This window comes from Nocardia sp. NPDC055002 (assembly GCF_053608825.1).
The window spans coordinates 257,765-274,135 of the sequence record NZ_JBSGWE010000001.1; the positions used below are offsets into that span (position 1 = coordinate 257,765).

At 68.5% G+C, this 16,371-nt stretch carries 15 protein-coding genes; 9 read left to right on the top strand and 6 right to left on the bottom strand.

What is annotated here, in order from left to right:
* Nucleotides 1-14: 14 nt before the first annotated feature.
* Nucleotides 15-1,025, bottom strand: coding sequence for a glutathione S-transferase family protein (locus tag ACWF99_RS01250; RefSeq protein WP_378628833.1), 1,011 nt, complete (start codon nucleotides 1,023-1,025; stop codon nucleotides 15-17).
* A gap of 281 nt (nucleotides 1,026-1,306) precedes the next feature.
* Nucleotides 1,307-2,086: an oxidoreductase gene (locus ACWF99_RS01255; protein ID WP_452533925.1), complete on the bottom strand. Its 780-nt coding sequence runs from the start codon at nucleotides 2,084-2,086 to the stop codon at nucleotides 1,307-1,309.
* 344 nt (nucleotides 2,087-2,430) lie between these two features.
* Between ACWF99_RS01255 and ACWF99_RS01260 the strand changes: the two genes are divergently transcribed.
* Nucleotides 2,431-3,906 (top strand): MFS transporter, encoded by a 1,476-nt coding sequence (locus ACWF99_RS01260; protein WP_452533926.1) that lies wholly within the window; start codon nucleotides 2,431-2,433, stop codon nucleotides 3,904-3,906.
* Between the two features lie 93 nt (nucleotides 3,907-3,999).
* On the opposite strand, the gene ACWF99_RS01265 is transcribed toward ACWF99_RS01260, so the two are convergent.
* From ACWF99_RS01265 to ACWF99_RS01275, 3 genes are all read right to left on the bottom strand, one after another.
* Complete coding sequence (locus tag ACWF99_RS01265; protein ID WP_452533927.1) at nucleotides 4,000-4,350, bottom strand: BP74-related protein; 351 nt, start codon at nucleotides 4,348-4,350, stop codon at nucleotides 4,000-4,002.
* 173 nt (nucleotides 4,351-4,523) lie between these two features.
* A complete protein-coding gene (locus tag ACWF99_RS01270; protein ID WP_452533928.1) occupies nucleotides 4,524-5,207 on the bottom strand; it encodes a peroxiredoxin family protein in 684 nt (227 codons plus the stop codon).
* Entirely contained in the window at nucleotides 5,096-5,554 is a 459-nt protein-coding gene (locus ACWF99_RS01275; protein WP_452533930.1) for a MauE/DoxX family redox-associated membrane protein, read from the bottom strand. Before ACWF99_RS01275 ends, ACWF99_RS01270 begins: the two co-directional genes overlap by 112 nt.
* 261 nt (nucleotides 5,555-5,815) lie before the next feature.
* On the opposite strand from ACWF99_RS01275, the gene ACWF99_RS01280 reads away from it, so the two are divergent.
* The 6 genes from ACWF99_RS01280 (at nucleotide 5,816) to ACWF99_RS01305 (ending at nucleotide 12,623) form a co-directional block, all read left to right on the top strand.
* Nucleotides 5,816-7,141: a lipase family protein gene (locus tag ACWF99_RS01280; RefSeq protein WP_378628844.1), complete on the top strand. Its 1,326-nt coding sequence runs from the start codon at nucleotides 5,816-5,818 to the stop codon at nucleotides 7,139-7,141.
* Between the two features lie 12 nt (nucleotides 7,142-7,153).
* The gene (locus ACWF99_RS01285) at nucleotides 7,154-8,749 is read left to right on the top strand and encodes a GMC oxidoreductase (protein ID WP_452533932.1); all 1,596 of its coding nucleotides are present in this window, start codon (nucleotides 7,154-7,156) and stop codon (nucleotides 8,747-8,749) included.
* Nucleotides 8,750-8,798: 49 nt separating this feature from the next.
* Nucleotides 8,799-9,467, top strand: a complete 669-nt coding sequence (locus ACWF99_RS01290; protein WP_378628849.1) for a TetR family transcriptional regulator — start codon at nucleotides 8,799-8,801, stop codon at nucleotides 9,465-9,467.
* Nucleotides 9,468-9,581: 114 nt separating this feature from the next.
* A complete protein-coding gene (locus ACWF99_RS01295) occupies nucleotides 9,582-10,787 on the top strand; it encodes a glycoside hydrolase family 76 protein (protein ID WP_378628852.1) in 1,206 nt (401 codons plus the stop codon).
* A gap of 142 nt (nucleotides 10,788-10,929) precedes the next feature.
* Complete coding sequence (locus tag ACWF99_RS01300; protein ID WP_452533934.1) at nucleotides 10,930-12,138, top strand: hypothetical protein; 1,209 nt, start codon at nucleotides 10,930-10,932, stop codon at nucleotides 12,136-12,138.
* Nucleotides 12,135-12,623 carry a hypothetical protein gene (locus ACWF99_RS01305; protein WP_452533936.1) on the top strand — a complete coding sequence of 163 codons (489 nt, stop codon included), beginning with the start codon at nucleotides 12,135-12,137 and terminating at the stop codon, nucleotides 12,621-12,623. The genes ACWF99_RS01300 and ACWF99_RS01305 overlap by 4 nt, the downstream gene beginning before the upstream one ends.
* Nucleotides 12,624-12,629: 6 nt before the next feature.
* Here ACWF99_RS01305 and ACWF99_RS01310 read toward each other — a convergent pair whose 3' ends face one another.
* Nucleotides 12,630-13,103, bottom strand: a complete 474-nt coding sequence (locus ACWF99_RS01310; RefSeq protein WP_452533937.1) for a hypothetical protein — start codon at nucleotides 13,101-13,103, stop codon at nucleotides 12,630-12,632.
* Between the two features lie 337 nt (nucleotides 13,104-13,440).
* On the opposite strand from ACWF99_RS01310, the gene legP reads away from it, so the two are divergent.
* On the top strand, nucleotides 13,441-14,226 hold the full coding sequence (gene legP, locus ACWF99_RS01315) for a Dot/Icm T4SS effector Zinc-dependent metalloprotease LegP (RefSeq protein ID WP_452533939.1): 786 nt from the start codon (nucleotides 13,441-13,443) through the stop codon (nucleotides 14,224-14,226).
* 111 nt (nucleotides 14,227-14,337) lie between these two features.
* On the top strand, nucleotides 14,338-16,314 hold the full coding sequence (locus tag ACWF99_RS01320) for a trypsin-like serine peptidase (protein ID WP_452533941.1): 1,977 nt from the start codon (nucleotides 14,338-14,340) through the stop codon (nucleotides 16,312-16,314).
* Nucleotides 16,315-16,371: the final 57 nt, after the last annotated feature.

Here is a 16,371-nt window from a genome sequence, read left to right on the forward strand (position 1 = left end):
CGGGAGACAGAGCCTCAGTCGATCGCGGGTACCTGCTCGGCGGGGATCGGCGCAGGCGGTGGGGTGCCGTCGCCGAAGGGGCGCCCACCCAGTTCCTCACGGTGGTGCGGGGTCAGCCAGTTCGACAGGTCCGGCCCCGCGGGGACGATGCCGGTGGGATTGATATCGCGGTGCACGACGTAGTAGTGCTCTTTGATCTGCCCGAAGTCGATGGTGTCGCCGAAGCCGGGAGTCTGGAACAGGTCGCGGGCGTAAGCCCACAGCACCGGCATCTCGCTGAGTTTGGTGCGGTTGCACTTGAAATGGCCGTGATAGACGGGGTCGAAACGGGCGAGTGTGGTGAACAGCCGCACATCGGCCTCGGTGATGGTGTCGCCGACCAGGTAGCGCTGAGTGCTCAGCCGCTCGGTGATCCGGTCGAGTGCGGCGAAGAGCCGGACGTAGGCGGCGTCGTAGGCGTCCTGATCACCGGCGAACCCGCAGCGGTAGACGCCGTTGTTGATGTCGCGGAACACGTCTCGGTTGATCTCGTCGATCTGCTCGCGCAGCGGTTCCGGGTACAGCTGCGGTGCGCCGGGCCGGTGGTAGGCGGCCCATTCGGTCGAGAAGTCGAGGGTCATCTGCGCGTAGTCGTTGGTGACGACCTGCCCCGTGACGATGTCGACCATCGCGGGCACGGTGATGCCGCGCGGATAGTCCGGAAACCGGGCCAGATAGGCATCGCGCAGACGGTGGATGCCGAGCACCGGATCGACCTCGCCCGGATCCAGATCGAAGGTCCAGCTGAGCTTGTCGTGGGTGGGCCCGCACAGCCCGAGCGACAGCACCGGCTCGAGCCCGAGCAGCCTGCGCACGATCAGCGTGCGATTGGCCCACGGACACGCCCTGGCCGCGACGAGCCGGTAGCGCCCCGGTTCGACGGGATAGCCCTCACGTCCGTCGGCGGTGATCCGCGTGGTGATGTAGTTGGTATCGCGGCGGAACTCGCCCGCCTCGACGTAGGTGCCCGCATCGGCATCGCTCACCGCCCCAGTCTCGCACACCCGGCGCGCTGGACGGCTCGACGCCGTGCACCGCTGGTCGCCGACGCACCGATCGTGGCCTGCCCGGAGCTACCGGCCTAGCATCGCGGGGGCAGCTCGACACCCTCAGGGAGGAACCCGCCGATGAGCCTTCGTCAGTTCGAGTACGCCATGGCGGTGGCCGAAGAGGGGTCGGTGACGGCGGCGGCGGAGGTGTTGCACGTTGCTCAACCGTCGGTGTCGCAGCAGATTCGGGGCCACTCCCGCCGGCGCGCTGACCGGCTTCAGCCCCGGGGGAACTCGCCCCCGTCGACGAGCAGATTGGTTCCGGTCAGCCAGCTCGCGCGGTCGGAGATGAGGAACAGCACCGCGTCGGCGATGTCGGCGGGCCGTCCGTCGCGCCCCAGCGGCGTCGTGCCGATCGCGGTGACGGTGTCGCCCGCCGTCGCGTCCATCCTTGCCCACAACTGCCGGGTCTCTTCACCGCCGGGGGTGGCGGTTCTGCCCGGCGACACAGTGTTGACCCGGATTCCGGCGGCGGCCAAGTCCAAGGCGAGTCCCCGGCTGTAGGTCTGGAGTGCGGCTTTCGCGGCCACGTAGTGCAGGAACTGTGGTGCCGCGGTGGGAACCGCGGCCGAGGAGACGTGCACGATCGCGCCGGAACGCCGTTCCCGCATACCCGGCACCAGCAGCGAATCCAGCCGCACCGAGGCGAGCAGGTTCAGGTCGAGCGCGTCCTGCCATTCGCGGTCGGGGATGGCCGAAGCGCTCGCGTGCGGTCGCGCACCACCGGCGTTGTGTACGAGGATGTCCACCCCGCCGAGCACGTCGTGCACGGCTGCGGCGAGTGCCTGTGCGCCGGCCTGTGTTCGCACGTCGGCGGTCACGAAGGCGGACCCGTCCGGAATTGTGTTCGTCGCCGATCTGGCGGTGGTGAGCACCTGGGCGCCCGCGTCCAGCAGCTGGCGTACGACGGCCGCTCCGATTCCGCGGGAACCGCCCGTGACCAGAGCTCGTTTTCCGGCGAGTTCTCGCGTGTGCGAAACATTCTCGATCGTGGTCATGCCACCGGTCCTCTCGATTGCGTATTCGCCCGACGGGCAGGGGATCGACGTGTGCGGCGCGCGAAGCTTCGATGAAATCGCGGTGCCTCCCTCGTCGAGCTGTTTCACGGTATGTCCGGAAAACAGCGCGAGGCAAAGACGAAATGTCAGCAGGTGGCATAGGGAATTCCTCTGTCGGCCCGGTACTTCCGCCGGTGCGAGTCCCGCTGATGTCGTCGGCCGGTGGCCGTCTGGCGTCCGGCTGAACCCGCCAGTACCCTGTGCCCGTGAGACCGATGGGCAATGCGCCGGGCGGGACGGCGCGACCGCGTGTCGCTCTGACCGCAGTCGCTGTAGTGGTATTTGTGACCTTTCTCGACACCACCGTCGTCAGCGTGGCGCTGGGGGATATCCGGCGTGATCTGAGTGCGGACGTGACCGCACTGCAGTGGGTGGTCAACGCCTACACCGTGGTGTTCGCCGGGCTGATGCTCGCCGGTGGGTCGCTCGGGGACCGCTGGGGTCGCAAGCGGGTGATGATCGTCGGCCTGGTGATCTTCTGTGCCGGGTCGGTGGTGTCGGCACTCGCGAGCAGTGTCGCGGTGCTCATCGCCGGTCGCGCGATCATGGGGCTCGGTGCGGCGGCGTCGGAGCCGGGCACACTGTCGGTGCTTCGGCACGTCTTCCCGGACGACCGCACGCGCGCGAAGGCCATCGGGGTGTGGGCGGCGGTGTCGGGGCTGGCGTTGGCGGCGGGACCGGTGCTGGGCGGCGTGCTGGTCCATGCGTACGGGTGGCGCTCGATCTTCTGGTTCAACCTGGTGATCGCGGCGGTGGCGCTCGTCGTCGCGCTGTGGTCGGTCCCGGAGAGCGCCGACCCCAGCCCCGAGCCGATCGACTGGGCAGGCGCTCTGCTCGGCGCCACGGCTTTCGGGTCGGTGATCTATGCCGCGATCTCCGGTCAGGATCGCGGCTACACCTCGCCCTCGGTGCTCGCGTTCTTCGCGATCGGTGGACTCGCGTTCGCCGGGTTCATCGCCGTCGAAACACGGGCCCGCGCACCTATGCTCAACTTGCGCTACCTGCGCTTTCCGGCAGTGCGTAGTGCGCTGATCGTCGCCTTCGCCGTCTACTTCGGCATTTTCTCGATCTTCTTCTTCACCGCGTTGTATCTGCAAGTGATGCAGTCGTACTCGGGTGCGCGTACGGCCACGGTGTTCGCGCCGATGGCCGCCATGATCGTGATCGGCTCGCTGGTCGCGGGGTTCTGGGTGGCGCGGCGCGGCGCGCGCACACCGATGATTCTCGGCTGTGTGGTCGGCGCGGGCGGGATCTTGCTGACCCGCCATATGCTGTCCGGTGAGCTCCACGATCCTTTGCTGTCGGCCGCGATGGCGGTGGCGGGCTTCGGCTTCGGGATCGCGGTGGTGCCGTTGACGTCGGCGGTGATGTCGGGAGTTCCGGCGGAACACTCGGGAATGGCTGCCGCGGTGACCAATACGATGCGCCAGGTCGGCTCGGCGTTCGGTGTGGCCGTGCTCGGTGCGCTGGTGAGCGGATTCCTGTCCTCGGACCTGAAGGCGCGCATGAACGAGCTGGGTCTGCCGACCTCGCTACAGCCCGACGCCATTCAAGCCGTGGAACTCGGGAAGATCCCCGAGGGCGTCGATATCGGCCCGTATCTGAAATACCTGTCGAAGGTTTCCGAGGTGCTCAATGCCGGCAAAGCGGCATTCCATCACGGACTCGACGTGGCTCTGCTCGTTTCGGCGGTGATGATCCTCGCGGCGGCGGCATTCACCGCCCTCGATGCGGCACGCCACCGGACGGATATCACCTAGCTGCGGTGCCACTGGCCGCGGTGCCACGAACGCACTCGCGAGCCTTGATTCGAAGGGTCCGGCCGACGCGCGGCGCGCCGGCCGGAGCCGATGTCAGGCGCTGACCGAGGCCGTCACTTCCCGCGTCAGCCGCGATGACCACGGGCACCAGAAACAGCCGGGAAGGAAGGCGCCGCACGCCTCGTCGAGGAAGTCCTCGGTGTACTGGATGCTCGAATCACATACTTCGATGGCCATGGTGAAGAAGGTGATGGTGTCGGGGTCCAGGTGGAAGCTCCACTCCGGGTTGTAGCTCTGCTTGGTCTTGCGGATCTTGCCCATGACGTGGGTGGACATCGTTTCCTCGCCGGACAGGATCCGGCGTGCCTCGGAGATCCGCTGTTCGTTGTTGAGCTGGAAAATGAATTCTTTTCCGCTGTAGTCGGTGAATGCAAAGAGCGCCATGACATTTCCCCTTGGTCGATGTGTTCGGCTAGCGGGAGTCGAGCGTGTTGCGAGGTCGAGTGTATCGGCGGATTCGCGGCAACATGAGCGCATTGCGAATGAAACCCGTTGGGAAGCAACGGGTTTAGGGAATCAGTCGGTTTCTGTCTGCGAAACGGGGCAATAGGGAGCGCCTATCGGCGCGTCCCTGAGGCGAGCTCGTCTCGACGAGGTGATCGCCGCCCCGCCTCCGTCTTCGCCGTGGTGATCAACTCGCGCACCGCGATGGCACCCCGGGCGACCGCGGCCGCGACCCGCCCGTCCGCGCCGATCAGCACCGCCGACGGCGTTCCCCGGACCCGATAGCGAAGAGCGGCCTCATTGCCCTGTTGCACCAGGATCGGGATGTCGCCCACCTCCTGCGCACGCCCCCAGGCGGTATGTTCGGCGAGGTCGCCGTTGCCGACCAGCACGACGGTCAACGTTTCCCGCACGCGGCAGTGCCAGCGCGGCAACTCGCGGGCCAGCGCCGCGCACATTTCGCACCCCGGATGGACGAACACGAGCAGGATCGCCTTTCCCGGCGCGAGCAACGACGCCAGATCGATCCGCCCACCCTCGGCGGCCAGCAACTCGAACTCCGGTGCCACCGCACCGACCGGCAGCCCCTCGGCGCCGAGGGTCGACAGGGCCTGTTCGTCGACCCGCCGACGAAGTGCGCGCAACTCCCCGAGCGTCCAGGTCAGCACGACCGCCAGCATCGCGATCAGCACGAGATCCACGCCGGCCTCGACGGGCAAACCGGCAGGGACCCGCGGGTATCGGATCGCGCCGACCGTGACCACGGCGGCGAGCGCCAGCAGCAGGCCGTTACGCACCAGTGTCGCGGGCCCGATGGGCGCCGAACTCGCCGCGCCGAAGCAGGAGCAGCTCGGATGCTCCTGCGCAGCAGCAATCGCACGATCGCCGCGGTGAACCCGGCGAGCAGCAGCGCGGACGCCGCGCCCGCAATTCCCGCCGTCCACGGCAGCAGCAAGCCCGCGGCCACCAAGCCCTCGGCCACCGGTAACCCGATCGCCACCGCGGGAACCCACCTGATGCCTGTCCCGAAGTCGACCAACGCCTTCCGTGTCGCGGGCCCGTCCGCCAGCTTCCCCCATGCCGACAGTCCGAAAGCCCCGGCCAGTACCAATCGCGAACCCCACACTCCGTATTCGATCAGCATTCCGGCACCATCCCACAGCCGAAGCGGTCTGAAAGATGATTCGCTGGAACAGCTTTCACCACGCGAGTTCTTCGGTTACCACGGCGAGTCGCGTGGTCGTCGGCACGGTGGGGTGCTGTGTGGCGGCGGGTGTTCGCACTGAACAGTAACCGTGTTACTCTCTGTCGGCGCTGGTGTGACAGGCATCATGATCTGCCATTCCGGCGACTTGGGTCACTGCGGCGACGACGCCGACCGGTGATGACGACGGAGAGGTTCTCGATGAAGCGACAGGATCTTCGACGGGTGTGGCCGCGTGCCGGGCGCGTCGTCGCGGTCATGGTCTTGGCCGGTGCGATGGCGGCGACCGGGGTGGTGACCCGGACGGGCGAGGCCGCGGCCGAGCCCGTCGGTGCGTTCTACACACCGCCGGACCGGATCCCGCAGGAACCGGGCGCGATCATCAAGACCGCACCGATGACCTTGTTCGTGACACCGCCCACCGAGCAGGGATGGCCGGGCAAGGCGCAGCACGTGATGTACACGTCTCGATTGCAGGACGGGTCGCCGGTAGCGGTGAGTGGGACATACCTCGAGCCGACCGGGCCGTGGCAGGGCGTGGGACCGCGTCCGACGGTGGTCATCGGCCCCGGCACGTCGGGGCAGGCCGACCGTTGCGCGATGTCGGTGGCGTTCTCGACCGGGATGGCGGTGTCCACCGAGCCGTTGGGGATCTCGGCGAACCAGGAGCTGCCGTCGTCGGTGGTGTGGAGCGGGCTGGGCGCGCGGGTGCTGGTGACCGACTACGTCGGCCTCGGCACACCCGGCATCCACACCTACGCCAACCGGTTCGAGAGCGGGCACGCGATTCTCGATGGTGTGCGCGCGGCCAACAATCTGGGCGGTGCCGGACCGGAGACGCCGGTCGTGCTCTGGGGTTACTCCCAGGGCGGTGGCGCCACCGCGGCCGCCGCGGAGATGCAGCCGAGCTACGCGCCGGAACTCAATCTCAAAGGCACCTGGGCAGGTGGGCCGGTCGCCGACCTCACCGCGATTCTGGAGAAGATCGACGGTGCGCTGATCGGCGGCGCGATCGGGTTCGCCGTCAACGGCATGCTCGCTCGCTATCCCGAGCTGCAGCGCGCGGTCGACCAGGTCACCAGTCCGGCCGGTCGCGCCATGCTCGAGACCCTGAGCGACTCGTGCATCGCCGACGTGATCATGCATCACCCCTTCCTGCAAACCGCGTCACTGACCAAGGACGGCCGACCGCTGTCCGCCCATCTCGCCGAATTGCCCGAAGCCACACCGGTATTGGCGGAACTGCGGATCGGCAACTCCACCCCGGCCACGCCGGTCCTGATCACCAGCGGCCGCAACGACGACACCGTCCCGTACGGACAGGCCCGGCGACTCGCCGAAGACTGGTGCGGCAAGGGCGCCACGGTCACCTTCCGCACGAACGAGCTCCCGCCGATCCTTCCCGGCACCACCATCCCGAATCACTTCGGGCCGGAGATCATCGACGGCTTCGGGCCCGACAACGCGTTCACCTATCTACTCGATCGTCTAGCGGACAAGCCGGTCTCCGGCTGCAGCATCGACTGAACAAGGATCTGTGTGAAAGCCATTTCGCGCCGCTCGATGCTGGTTGCCGCGGCAACAGCGAGCGGGATAATTCTCGGTGCCCGCCCCACGGGCACGCCGGCTCCGATCGCCCTGCGGTCCAACACTGTTCCGCTGACCTACGAGGAGCACCGGGTGGTGGTGATCGGGTCGGGATTCGGCGGCGGCGTCAGTGCGCTGCGGTTGGCGCAGGCCGGTGTCACGGTGACGGTTCTGGAGCGAGGTCAGCGGTGGCCCAGCGGCCCGAACGCCGAGACCTTCCCACGCGCGTCCGCCCCGGACAAGCGATTGCTGTGGTACCGGTCGAGCCCGAACCTGTTCGGGCGACCGCTCGTGTTCGACCCGTACGCCGGGCTGGTGGAGGCGGTGCCCGGGGTGAACATGACCGCGCTGTGCGCCGCCGGTGTCGGTGGCGGATCGCTGGTCTACCAGGGCATGTCGCTGCAGCCCGCCGAGACGGTGTTCAACGCGCACTTTCCCGAAGAGCTGGACTGGGCGACGATGGATCGGGTGCACTATCCGCGAGTGGCACGGATGCTCGGCCTGGCCGAAGCTCCCGACGAGCTGATCGCCGCCGACAACTACCGGGCCGCACGGGTTTTCGCGGAGCGGGTGCGCGGGGCCGGAATGCCGCTGTCGAAGATCCCGATGCCCATCGACTGGAACTTCGCGCTGGCCGAGCTGCGCGGGGAGATGAAAGCCTCCTACACCAACGGTGACGGTGCGATGGGAGTCAACAACGGCGGCAAGCACTCCGTCGACGTCACCTATATCGCCGCCGCCGAAGCGACCGGCCGTTGCCAGGTGCAGACCCTGCACGAGGTGACCGATCTCGAACGCGCCCGCGACGGCCGCTGGACCGTGCACGTGCAACGTCTCGACACCGCGGGTGCCGTGGTCGAGAACAAGGTGCTCACCGCGGGATCGGTGATCCTGGCCGCGGGCAGTCTCAACACCACCCGGCTGCTGGTGCGAGCCGGAGCCAAGGGCCTGATTCCCGACCTGCCCGACGGGCTCGGCCAGAACTGGGGCACCAACGCCGACCGCATCTATGTCTGGTCGGACCCGGCCGCGAAATTCGGTGCGGAACAAGGTGGTCCGGTGGTGTACGGCAGTAAGAACTGGGACGATCCGCAGGCCGCGCACACCGTGATCCAGGCCTCCATCCCGCCGATGTCGGTGGACCCGGCCAGTACGATGCTCGTCGGCTACGGCGTCAGTGACAGTCGCGGGGCGTTCACCTACGACGCCGCCCGCGACGACGCGATTCTGCACTGGCCCCACGACGGCGACCAGGCCATCCAGAACAACCACATCGACCCCGCCGTGCGCCGCATCGCGGGTTCGACCGGGATGCTGCTGGACACCAACTCGCTGTTTCCCTCGACCTGGCATCCGCTGGGTGGGGCCAGCATGGGCTCGGTGTGCGACCTGGACGGCCGTGTCCATGACCAGCCGGGGCTCTACGTGCTCGACGGTGCGCTGTTGCCGGGCAACGCCGCCGCGTGCAATCCGTCGATGACGATCGCGGCGGTCGCGGAGCGGGCCATGGACAACCTCGTCGCCGCGGATGTGGGAACGCGCATCTGAGGTCGAATCGCCTCGGTGGCGCGACGAGACGATCGACTACTGTGACGTGGTGGCCAGAAAGGGCGAAGGTGATCCCGCGCGCAAGATCACCGAAACCACCCTGTCGTTGCTCGAATCGGAGGGGTATGACGCGGTTCAGCTGCGCCGGGTGGCCCGCGTCGCCCAGGTGTCGCTGACCACGGTCTACAAGCTGTACCCCACCCGCGACGAACTCGTCCTCGCCGCGGTCGCACAGTGGATGGCCACGAACACCTACACCGAACTCGACCCGCCGCGAGCCGACGAGTCGCTCGCCGACGTGTTGAAGCGGGTGACCCGCTACGTGTTCGAGCCATGGGAGCGTCACCCACGGATGCTCGCCGCCTACTACCACGCCCGCTCCGGTCCGGGCGGGCAGCGCCTCGACGCGCAGGGTTTCGCCGCGGTGTTGCCCGCGGTGAGCACGATGTTCGCCAGCCTCGACGAGGACTACGCGGCCGATCTCGCTCTCGTGCTGACCAATATGGTCTATGCCCTGCTGGGACGTTTCGCGCACGGTGATCTCGCGATCACCGAGATCCTGCCCGCACTCGAACGCGCCATCGGCCGGCTGACGCAGAACAACGCTCCGTTCGCCGCGGCGGCCGAGCGGACCGCCGGTGCGGGGGCGACCCCGTTCGAGTGGGTGCCCGGTTTCAGCTCGCCTTACTCCCCGGGCGCCGAGGCCGACGAGCCGTAACCGGTGTGAAACGTTTTCACGGCGCACCGGAGCAGTTCAAGCTTTGGCAATCGCGACACGGGACTCTGAGGGTTCGGCACCGACGCCGATGCCCAGTAGGAGGAGTCCGAGCGAATGGATCGCCTGAACCACGAGTTCAGTCGGCGCAGCGTGCTGTGCGCGGCGGGGGCGGCGATCGCGCTGACCGCGGTGGCGCAGCCGACACAGGCGGGCACGATCACCCGGAAGTGCTCGGTCGACAGCGGTCCGGGAGAGCGCGCGGACCTGGCCGAACAGGCGATCGTGCAGCGGCATGTGCACTCGCTGCTCGGTCTGCCCGACTATCGGCTGGGAGTGCTCGCGTGGCCCGCGGACCTGACCGAAAGGTCCTTGCTCGGGCGATGGTGTTACTGGTGGCAAGCACACCTGCTCGACTGCGCGATCGATGCCGCGCACCGGACCAGCACTCCCGACCGCGTTGATCGGGTCGTCGCCCTCGCACGCGGTATCCGAGCCCGCAACATCACCGGTTGGACCAACCGCTATTACGACGACATGGGGTGGTTGGCAATCGCCCTCGAGCGTGCCGAGCGACTGCTCGACGTCCGGTTCGGCGACGCGATCGGGAATCTGCGGGGAGCCTTGCTCGAAGGATGGAACCCGGATGTGGGCGCGGTGCCATGGCGCAACGGCGACGACTTCTACAACACGCCCGCGATCGGCCCGACCGGCATCGCGCTGGCGCGCCTCGGTGAACTCTCCCGTGCCGGCCAACTGGCCGATTTCCTGCACACGCGATTGCGCGACACCGAAACCGGCCTGATCCACGATGGGGTCCACGAGCCCGGCGGGCAGGTGGACCGCACCGTGCACACCTACTGCCAGGGTGTGGCCATCGGACTGGAAGCCGAATTGGCTCTGCGCACAGGCGAATCGGTTCATCGCCACCGTGCTGCCGCGGTGATCGCCGCGGTCGAGCAGCGGCTCACCGCCGCGGGAGTGATCGTCGCCGCCGCCGGAAACGATTCCGGGCTCTTCATGGGAATCCTCGCGCGCTTTCTCGCCGAAGCCGCACTGTCGCTGGATAACACGACCGCGGCGAATATCGTGCACGCCTCCGCCCGGGCGGCCTGGGAAAACCGTGCCGAGGTGAACGGGCTGCCGCTGTTCGGTGCGGACTGGACCCGCCCGGTCACGGTGCCCGAGCATCCGGGGACCTTTCTCCAGCTGGCGGACGCGTCCGCGGCATCGTCGGCGAACCTGAGCCGGGACCTCTCGGTGCAGCTGAGCGCATGGATGCTGCTCGAAGCGGACTACCGGCTCACCGCGGCGGGCCGCTGACCCGCCCGGCACCGGAACGCGCACGCGGGGTATCTCGACGGCGGGTCGGCTCCGGTGGGCCGCGCGCCGTGGCCGAGCAACACACTCGATCGGCGAACTCGGCTACATTCGAGGAGATTCACCCGCGAGAGGGGGCCTCGACATGTGGATGCTGCCGTCGAGCGACGCCGACTGCTTCCACGAGGCAATGCTGTTGGCGTGCGCGCTGATCGGCGCTGATCCGATCTACATCGACGCCAATGTGCAACTGCTGGAACAGTATTCGCGCACCGCCGACGCCGACCTGGCCGCTGTCTCGGAGGACCCCGAACGTGGCGTGGAGAACCTGTCCGCGCATCTGCGACACCTCGACCGTGACGGGCGGGTACGCGAGGGCTGGGCGCAGGTGCGCTCGGACCTGTCCGGGCGCCTGCACGACGCGCCGCCGCCGGAAGCCGCGCACTGGCGCACGCTGGACGTGGACCTGACGCGAACGCCCGCGCGAGATCGGCTCGCCGCGTTGGCACCTCGCGCGTGTCAGGTATCCGATGTCCGGCTCGCGCCGCTACAGCGGTTCATCGGCAACGCGGTCGCGATCACCGCCCCCGGCGCGCGATCGCCGCTGCGGGCCGGATTGCTCACCCTCATCCGCGATTTGCGCCTGGGCGAGCTCGCCCGTGCGGGTATGGACCCACTCGAGGTCGTCACCGCGCAGGAGCATCGATTGGTCGGTGCGGTCTGGGAACAGCGCGAACTCGGTCTGGTCGACGGCGCCACCGCCGCCGACGCGCTGACCGCGATCATGCTCGCCGGGGCCATCGCCCACACCGCAGACCCGCTCACCGGCATCGGGCTGTGGGCTCGGCAACTCGCGTACGCGGACGCGAATTTCACTGCCGGCCAACCGATCACACCGCTTGTCGAACGAGCGATCCGCGACGGCTATGAGGAAATCGTGGAGCAGCTGGCCGAGGGCTTCCTCGACTGCGGCGAGCAGATGCGCGACACCGCCGTCCACCAGCCGGCCTACGACCGCGGTGGATTCGCCAAAGCGCTCTACGACACCTACCCGTATATGCACGCCGCGCGAACAGTCGCGGCGACGCTCGCCTCGACCACCGGGGACGAGGCGCACACGCGCACCCATCAGGTCGCCGACGAGTGGGCCGTCCGTGTCGTCGACGGGATGTTCCATCAGTGGCTCGACCTCGACAACGCGGGTTTCGATCAGGAACGCCGCCTGATCGCCGCGGCCGTCGCCGCCGGCGACCAGCGTCGGGTCCGGCGTATCCTGCTCGACGGCGAGACAGCGCTGCGCCGCCCCAAATCCGCACGGGCCCACCTGCTTCCGGCACTGAAAGGCGATACATGAGTGACCTCGAGGCTTCGGCCGCGGCGATCGCGGACGAACTGGCCGCCGACCTGCCCCGCCTGCAACCGTCGGGGGAGGTGCGCTTCGACCCTGCCACCCTGGCGGCCGTGGTCGGCCTGTGGCTGCTCAAGAACGTGGCCGACGGCATCGCGGAGGCGATCAAGGAAGGGTCCCAGTCCGCCACTCAGACCCTCGCGCAGCGCATAGGTGTCGCCGTTCGTCGCCGTGTGCGCCGCGACCTGCCCGAGGCCATGAACTCCGGCACCGACGACACCGCGCTGGACAACACCGTCGCCGCGACCGAATCGGCGTGGGCCGACGCCCGTTCCGCCCGAACTGCCGAGATCCCCACCGCCGACCTCGTCGAGGAGGCGACGCTCAATGTGGCGGCCGCTCTGATCGAAGCGGGTCTGCCGCCCCTGTCCGCCGACCGTGTGGCAGTCGTCCTGCGCGCTGAGATCCGGCGGCTGCTCGACGAGGAGTGAAGCAGCTCAGGGCATTTCGACGGTTTCGGCCCGGGCGATCTCGTTGATCGCGCGCTGAACGGCGTCACCCGGGGGTGTCCGGGCGAGATCGGCGAGGTACTCGATCAGGAGGACCGCCGCGGGTTGGGGGTTGGTCCACGCCCGGTCGGGCTCGGCCGCCTCGTCGATCCCGAGTGCCCCGGCGAGCGCGCTGAAGACCGCGGCGGCGTCGAGTCGGGGCAGCCACGTCGCCGATCGGCGGACCACCGATTCCAGCACGGCGCGCACATCGTCACCGGTGAGACCATCCGGATGCGCGATCTCGAGCAGGTCCCGAACGATCGCTGCCAGCACCGAGGTGACCTGGTCGGCGGGGAGTTCGGACAGATCCGCCGTGGTCGCGCCGAACCCGGCTTCGTCGGCGGCCCTCGCCGCGCTGACGGCGGCCTCGACGGCGGTCGCGATCGCGCGGGCTGACGAAGGCCAGTCGGACGGCCACATGGGTAGTTCTCCTCGCGGGTCGGTGCACGTGCCTGCCCTGTCTGCGTATGCCGGGCTGTTGTCAGCGTAGTCAGTGCCGGTCCGCGTCCCGCACGCGTGCCATCAGGTCTGACCACTCCCTCGCACGGGCCGTGTCCGGGTCCGACCCGGTGACCGTGTGGAACCCGAGGCTGATGAGCTCGTTGCCCGGCGATCGATAGTGGCGAGGTGACGCGATCGCGTCCGCGTGATCGGGTAGCGCGCTACTCACGCGCGCCGGGAGGTCAGCGGACCACGATTTCCAGGACAGGCGACGGATCCCGCCGTCGTCGGCTCCGACACAGGAAGCACGACCGCCATGATCATCGACGACACTCTCCGACCGGTCATCGACACCGACGACACCGGCGAATTCCATTCCGGCCCGGAGGCGGGCTCCGCGCTGATCGGCAGCGTCGCGCACGGGGTGCGCGAACTGCGCTACGCGGCGGTCGACGACCTCGCGATCTTCGAGGGCGACATCGTGCTCGGCACCCTCGAGGAGATCGATGCCCGCCGTCGACAGGAAGGCGTGGTGATCTCCGGTGCGGTGTTCCGCTGGCCGAATGCCGTGGTCCCCTTCGAGGTCGACCCGGCCCTGCCAGCACCGCAGCGGGTCGTCGACGCGGTCGCGCACTGGAACTCACGCACCAGGATCCGGTTCGTCCCGCGTACCGGCGCCCACGGCGACTTCGTACGGTTCGTGCCCAGCACGTCGAGCCGGTCGCCGGTCGGGCGGCGAGGCGGACGGCAGACGATCGAACTCGCCGCTTCCGCGCCCGTGGGCACCGTGGTCCACGAGATGGGGCACGCGCTCGGACTCTGGCACGAGCAGAGCCGGGAGGACCGGGGCAACTTCATCGCGGTGCGGCTCGACCGGGTCGACCCGGCGCACCGGCACAACTTCGATCAGCACATCACCGACGGTGACGACGTCGGCGGCTACGACTTCGGCTCGATCATGCACTACCCCGCGACGGCGTTCAGCACCACCGGGCAGGCGACGATCCTCGCGCGTGTGCCCGTACCGCCCGGCGTGACGATGGGCCAGCGCTCCGCGTTGTCGGCCGGCGATGTGAACGCCGCCCACACGATCTATCCGTGACATCGCGCAGGTGCCCGCGCGGTGAAGTCGAGTGGTCCACTACTCGTGATCGGCACCGCGCACGCGCCCACGCTGAATACCCCAGCACACATTCTCCGGGCGAGGTGACCCATGGATACCGAGAGCGACGCTCGTACCACCGCATGGCACGAACAGATGGACGCCGCATCGCAGCGATTCGACGATACCGAGGCGCAACGTGATGAGGTGACCCGCCTGCGGGCGGTGACCGAGTCCGATGTCGTCGACACCAAGGAACAGATTCTCGCCCGCGCCGACCGGCTGCTCGTCACCGGCGAAGTCCCCGCGCAGGCGGTGATCGAACTCGGCAGGCAGGACCCGGTCGACAGCATCCGCTCGCTCGAACGGGTCATCGGCTTCGCCAACGAGTTGCAGGCCGCGAACTTCCTGACCCGCGGTGCTCGGGCCGCCGCGGCGGTGGCGCGCATCTCGTTGGCCGACAACGGCCGTGAGGTGCCGATGGGTACCGGTTCGATGGTGTCGCCGCAACTGCTGCTCACCAACAATCATGTGCTGCCGACGAGGGGGGCGGCCGAGTCGGTGGTGGTCGAGTTCCGGGCCGAGGCCGACATCGACAACGTCCCGAACCCCACCGTGCGCTACCGCCTGGCCCCCGACGACTTCTTCGTGACCGACAAACACCTCGACTACACCGTGGTGCGGGTGGCGCCAGGGCCCGACGGCGTGGCGCCCGGCGTCACCTTCGGCTGGAATCCGCTGATCGCCAAGCCCGGCAAGATCGTGATCGGTGAGGCGATGAACGTCGTCGGGCACCCCTCGGGCCGGCTCAAGGAGATCTCGATCCGGCACAACCGCCTCGACCTGCAACTCGACGACTTCCTGCACTACGCCTCCGACACCGAACCGGGGAATTCGGGCTCGCCGGTCTTCAACGATCAGTGGGAGATCGTGGCGCTGCATCACGCCGGAGTCCCGAAGAAGGACGACAAAGGCCGGGTACTGCGCAAGGACGGCAAACTGTGGCAGTCCGGGGACGGCGACGACGCGATCGACTGGATCGCCAACGAGGGCGTTCGGGTGAGCGTGCTGTTGCACGATCTCGGATCGCGGCAGTTCGATCCGGCCCAGCGCGCCCTGCTCGACGAACTCGGGCTCGCGGCGGTCGCACCGAGCGAGGCGGCGACGGCACTGCCGGTGCCGGCACGGGGGTCGGCCCCCGAAAGCCTGGTGCGCGGCCTGCGCGGTCGGTCGACCGCGTTCGGTGGTCGACGCAGCGTGCTGTTCCTGCACGGACGCGGACAACAGGGCCGCGACCCGGTCGAACTGCGCCGCAACTGGACAGCGGGTTTGAACAAGGGACTCACCCTCGCCGGCCTGAGCCCCATCGACCCCGCCGATGTGTACTTCCCCTTCTACGGTGACCAGCTCGTCGAGAGCATGGACACCCGCGAGGCCGTCGACTCCGGTCCGGCACTCTACGAGAGCCTGGTCGCCGAGGCCGCGCGCCGGGCCGGGATGCCGGACGCCGGTGACCTACCCGCCGACCCCCAAGCGCGCGAGCTCTTCGGTGGGTTCGGTGCGGTGGTGCTGGGGCGGTTGCACGACCAGCTCAGCTGGATCGCCGCCCGCAGTGGCCTCGATTCCGCGCTCATCGGCGCCATCTTCAAAGACGTCGCCGCCTATCTCGACGACGAACGGGTCCGCAAGAGTGTGCTGGACACGGTGCTCACCGATGCGCCCACCGAGGGAGAACTGATCCTGGTCAGCCACAGTCTCGGCACCGTGGTCGCGATGGATCTGCTCACCCAGCTGCCCCGCGAACTGAACGTGCGACTGCTGGTGACGGCGGGCAGCCCGCTCGGGTTGGACGGGGTGTACCGCAAGCTGCTGACGGGCGGGCCGAGCAGGCCCGAGCGGGTCGGTGAATGGCTCAACACCTGGTACGCCGGCGATCCGATCGCCATCGGCTGCCCACTGCGTCAGGCCTGGGGGCCGGATCTGCGCGATCTCCCGGTCGAGAACCCCAAGGAGCGGGCGCACGACATCGCCGAATACCTCGCCCACGCCGCGGTGGCGGCCACGATCGGACACACGCTGTCCGTATGAGCCACACCACGATTCGCACGACAATCACTCGACACAGGTAGGCGGGCCCGGACCCTC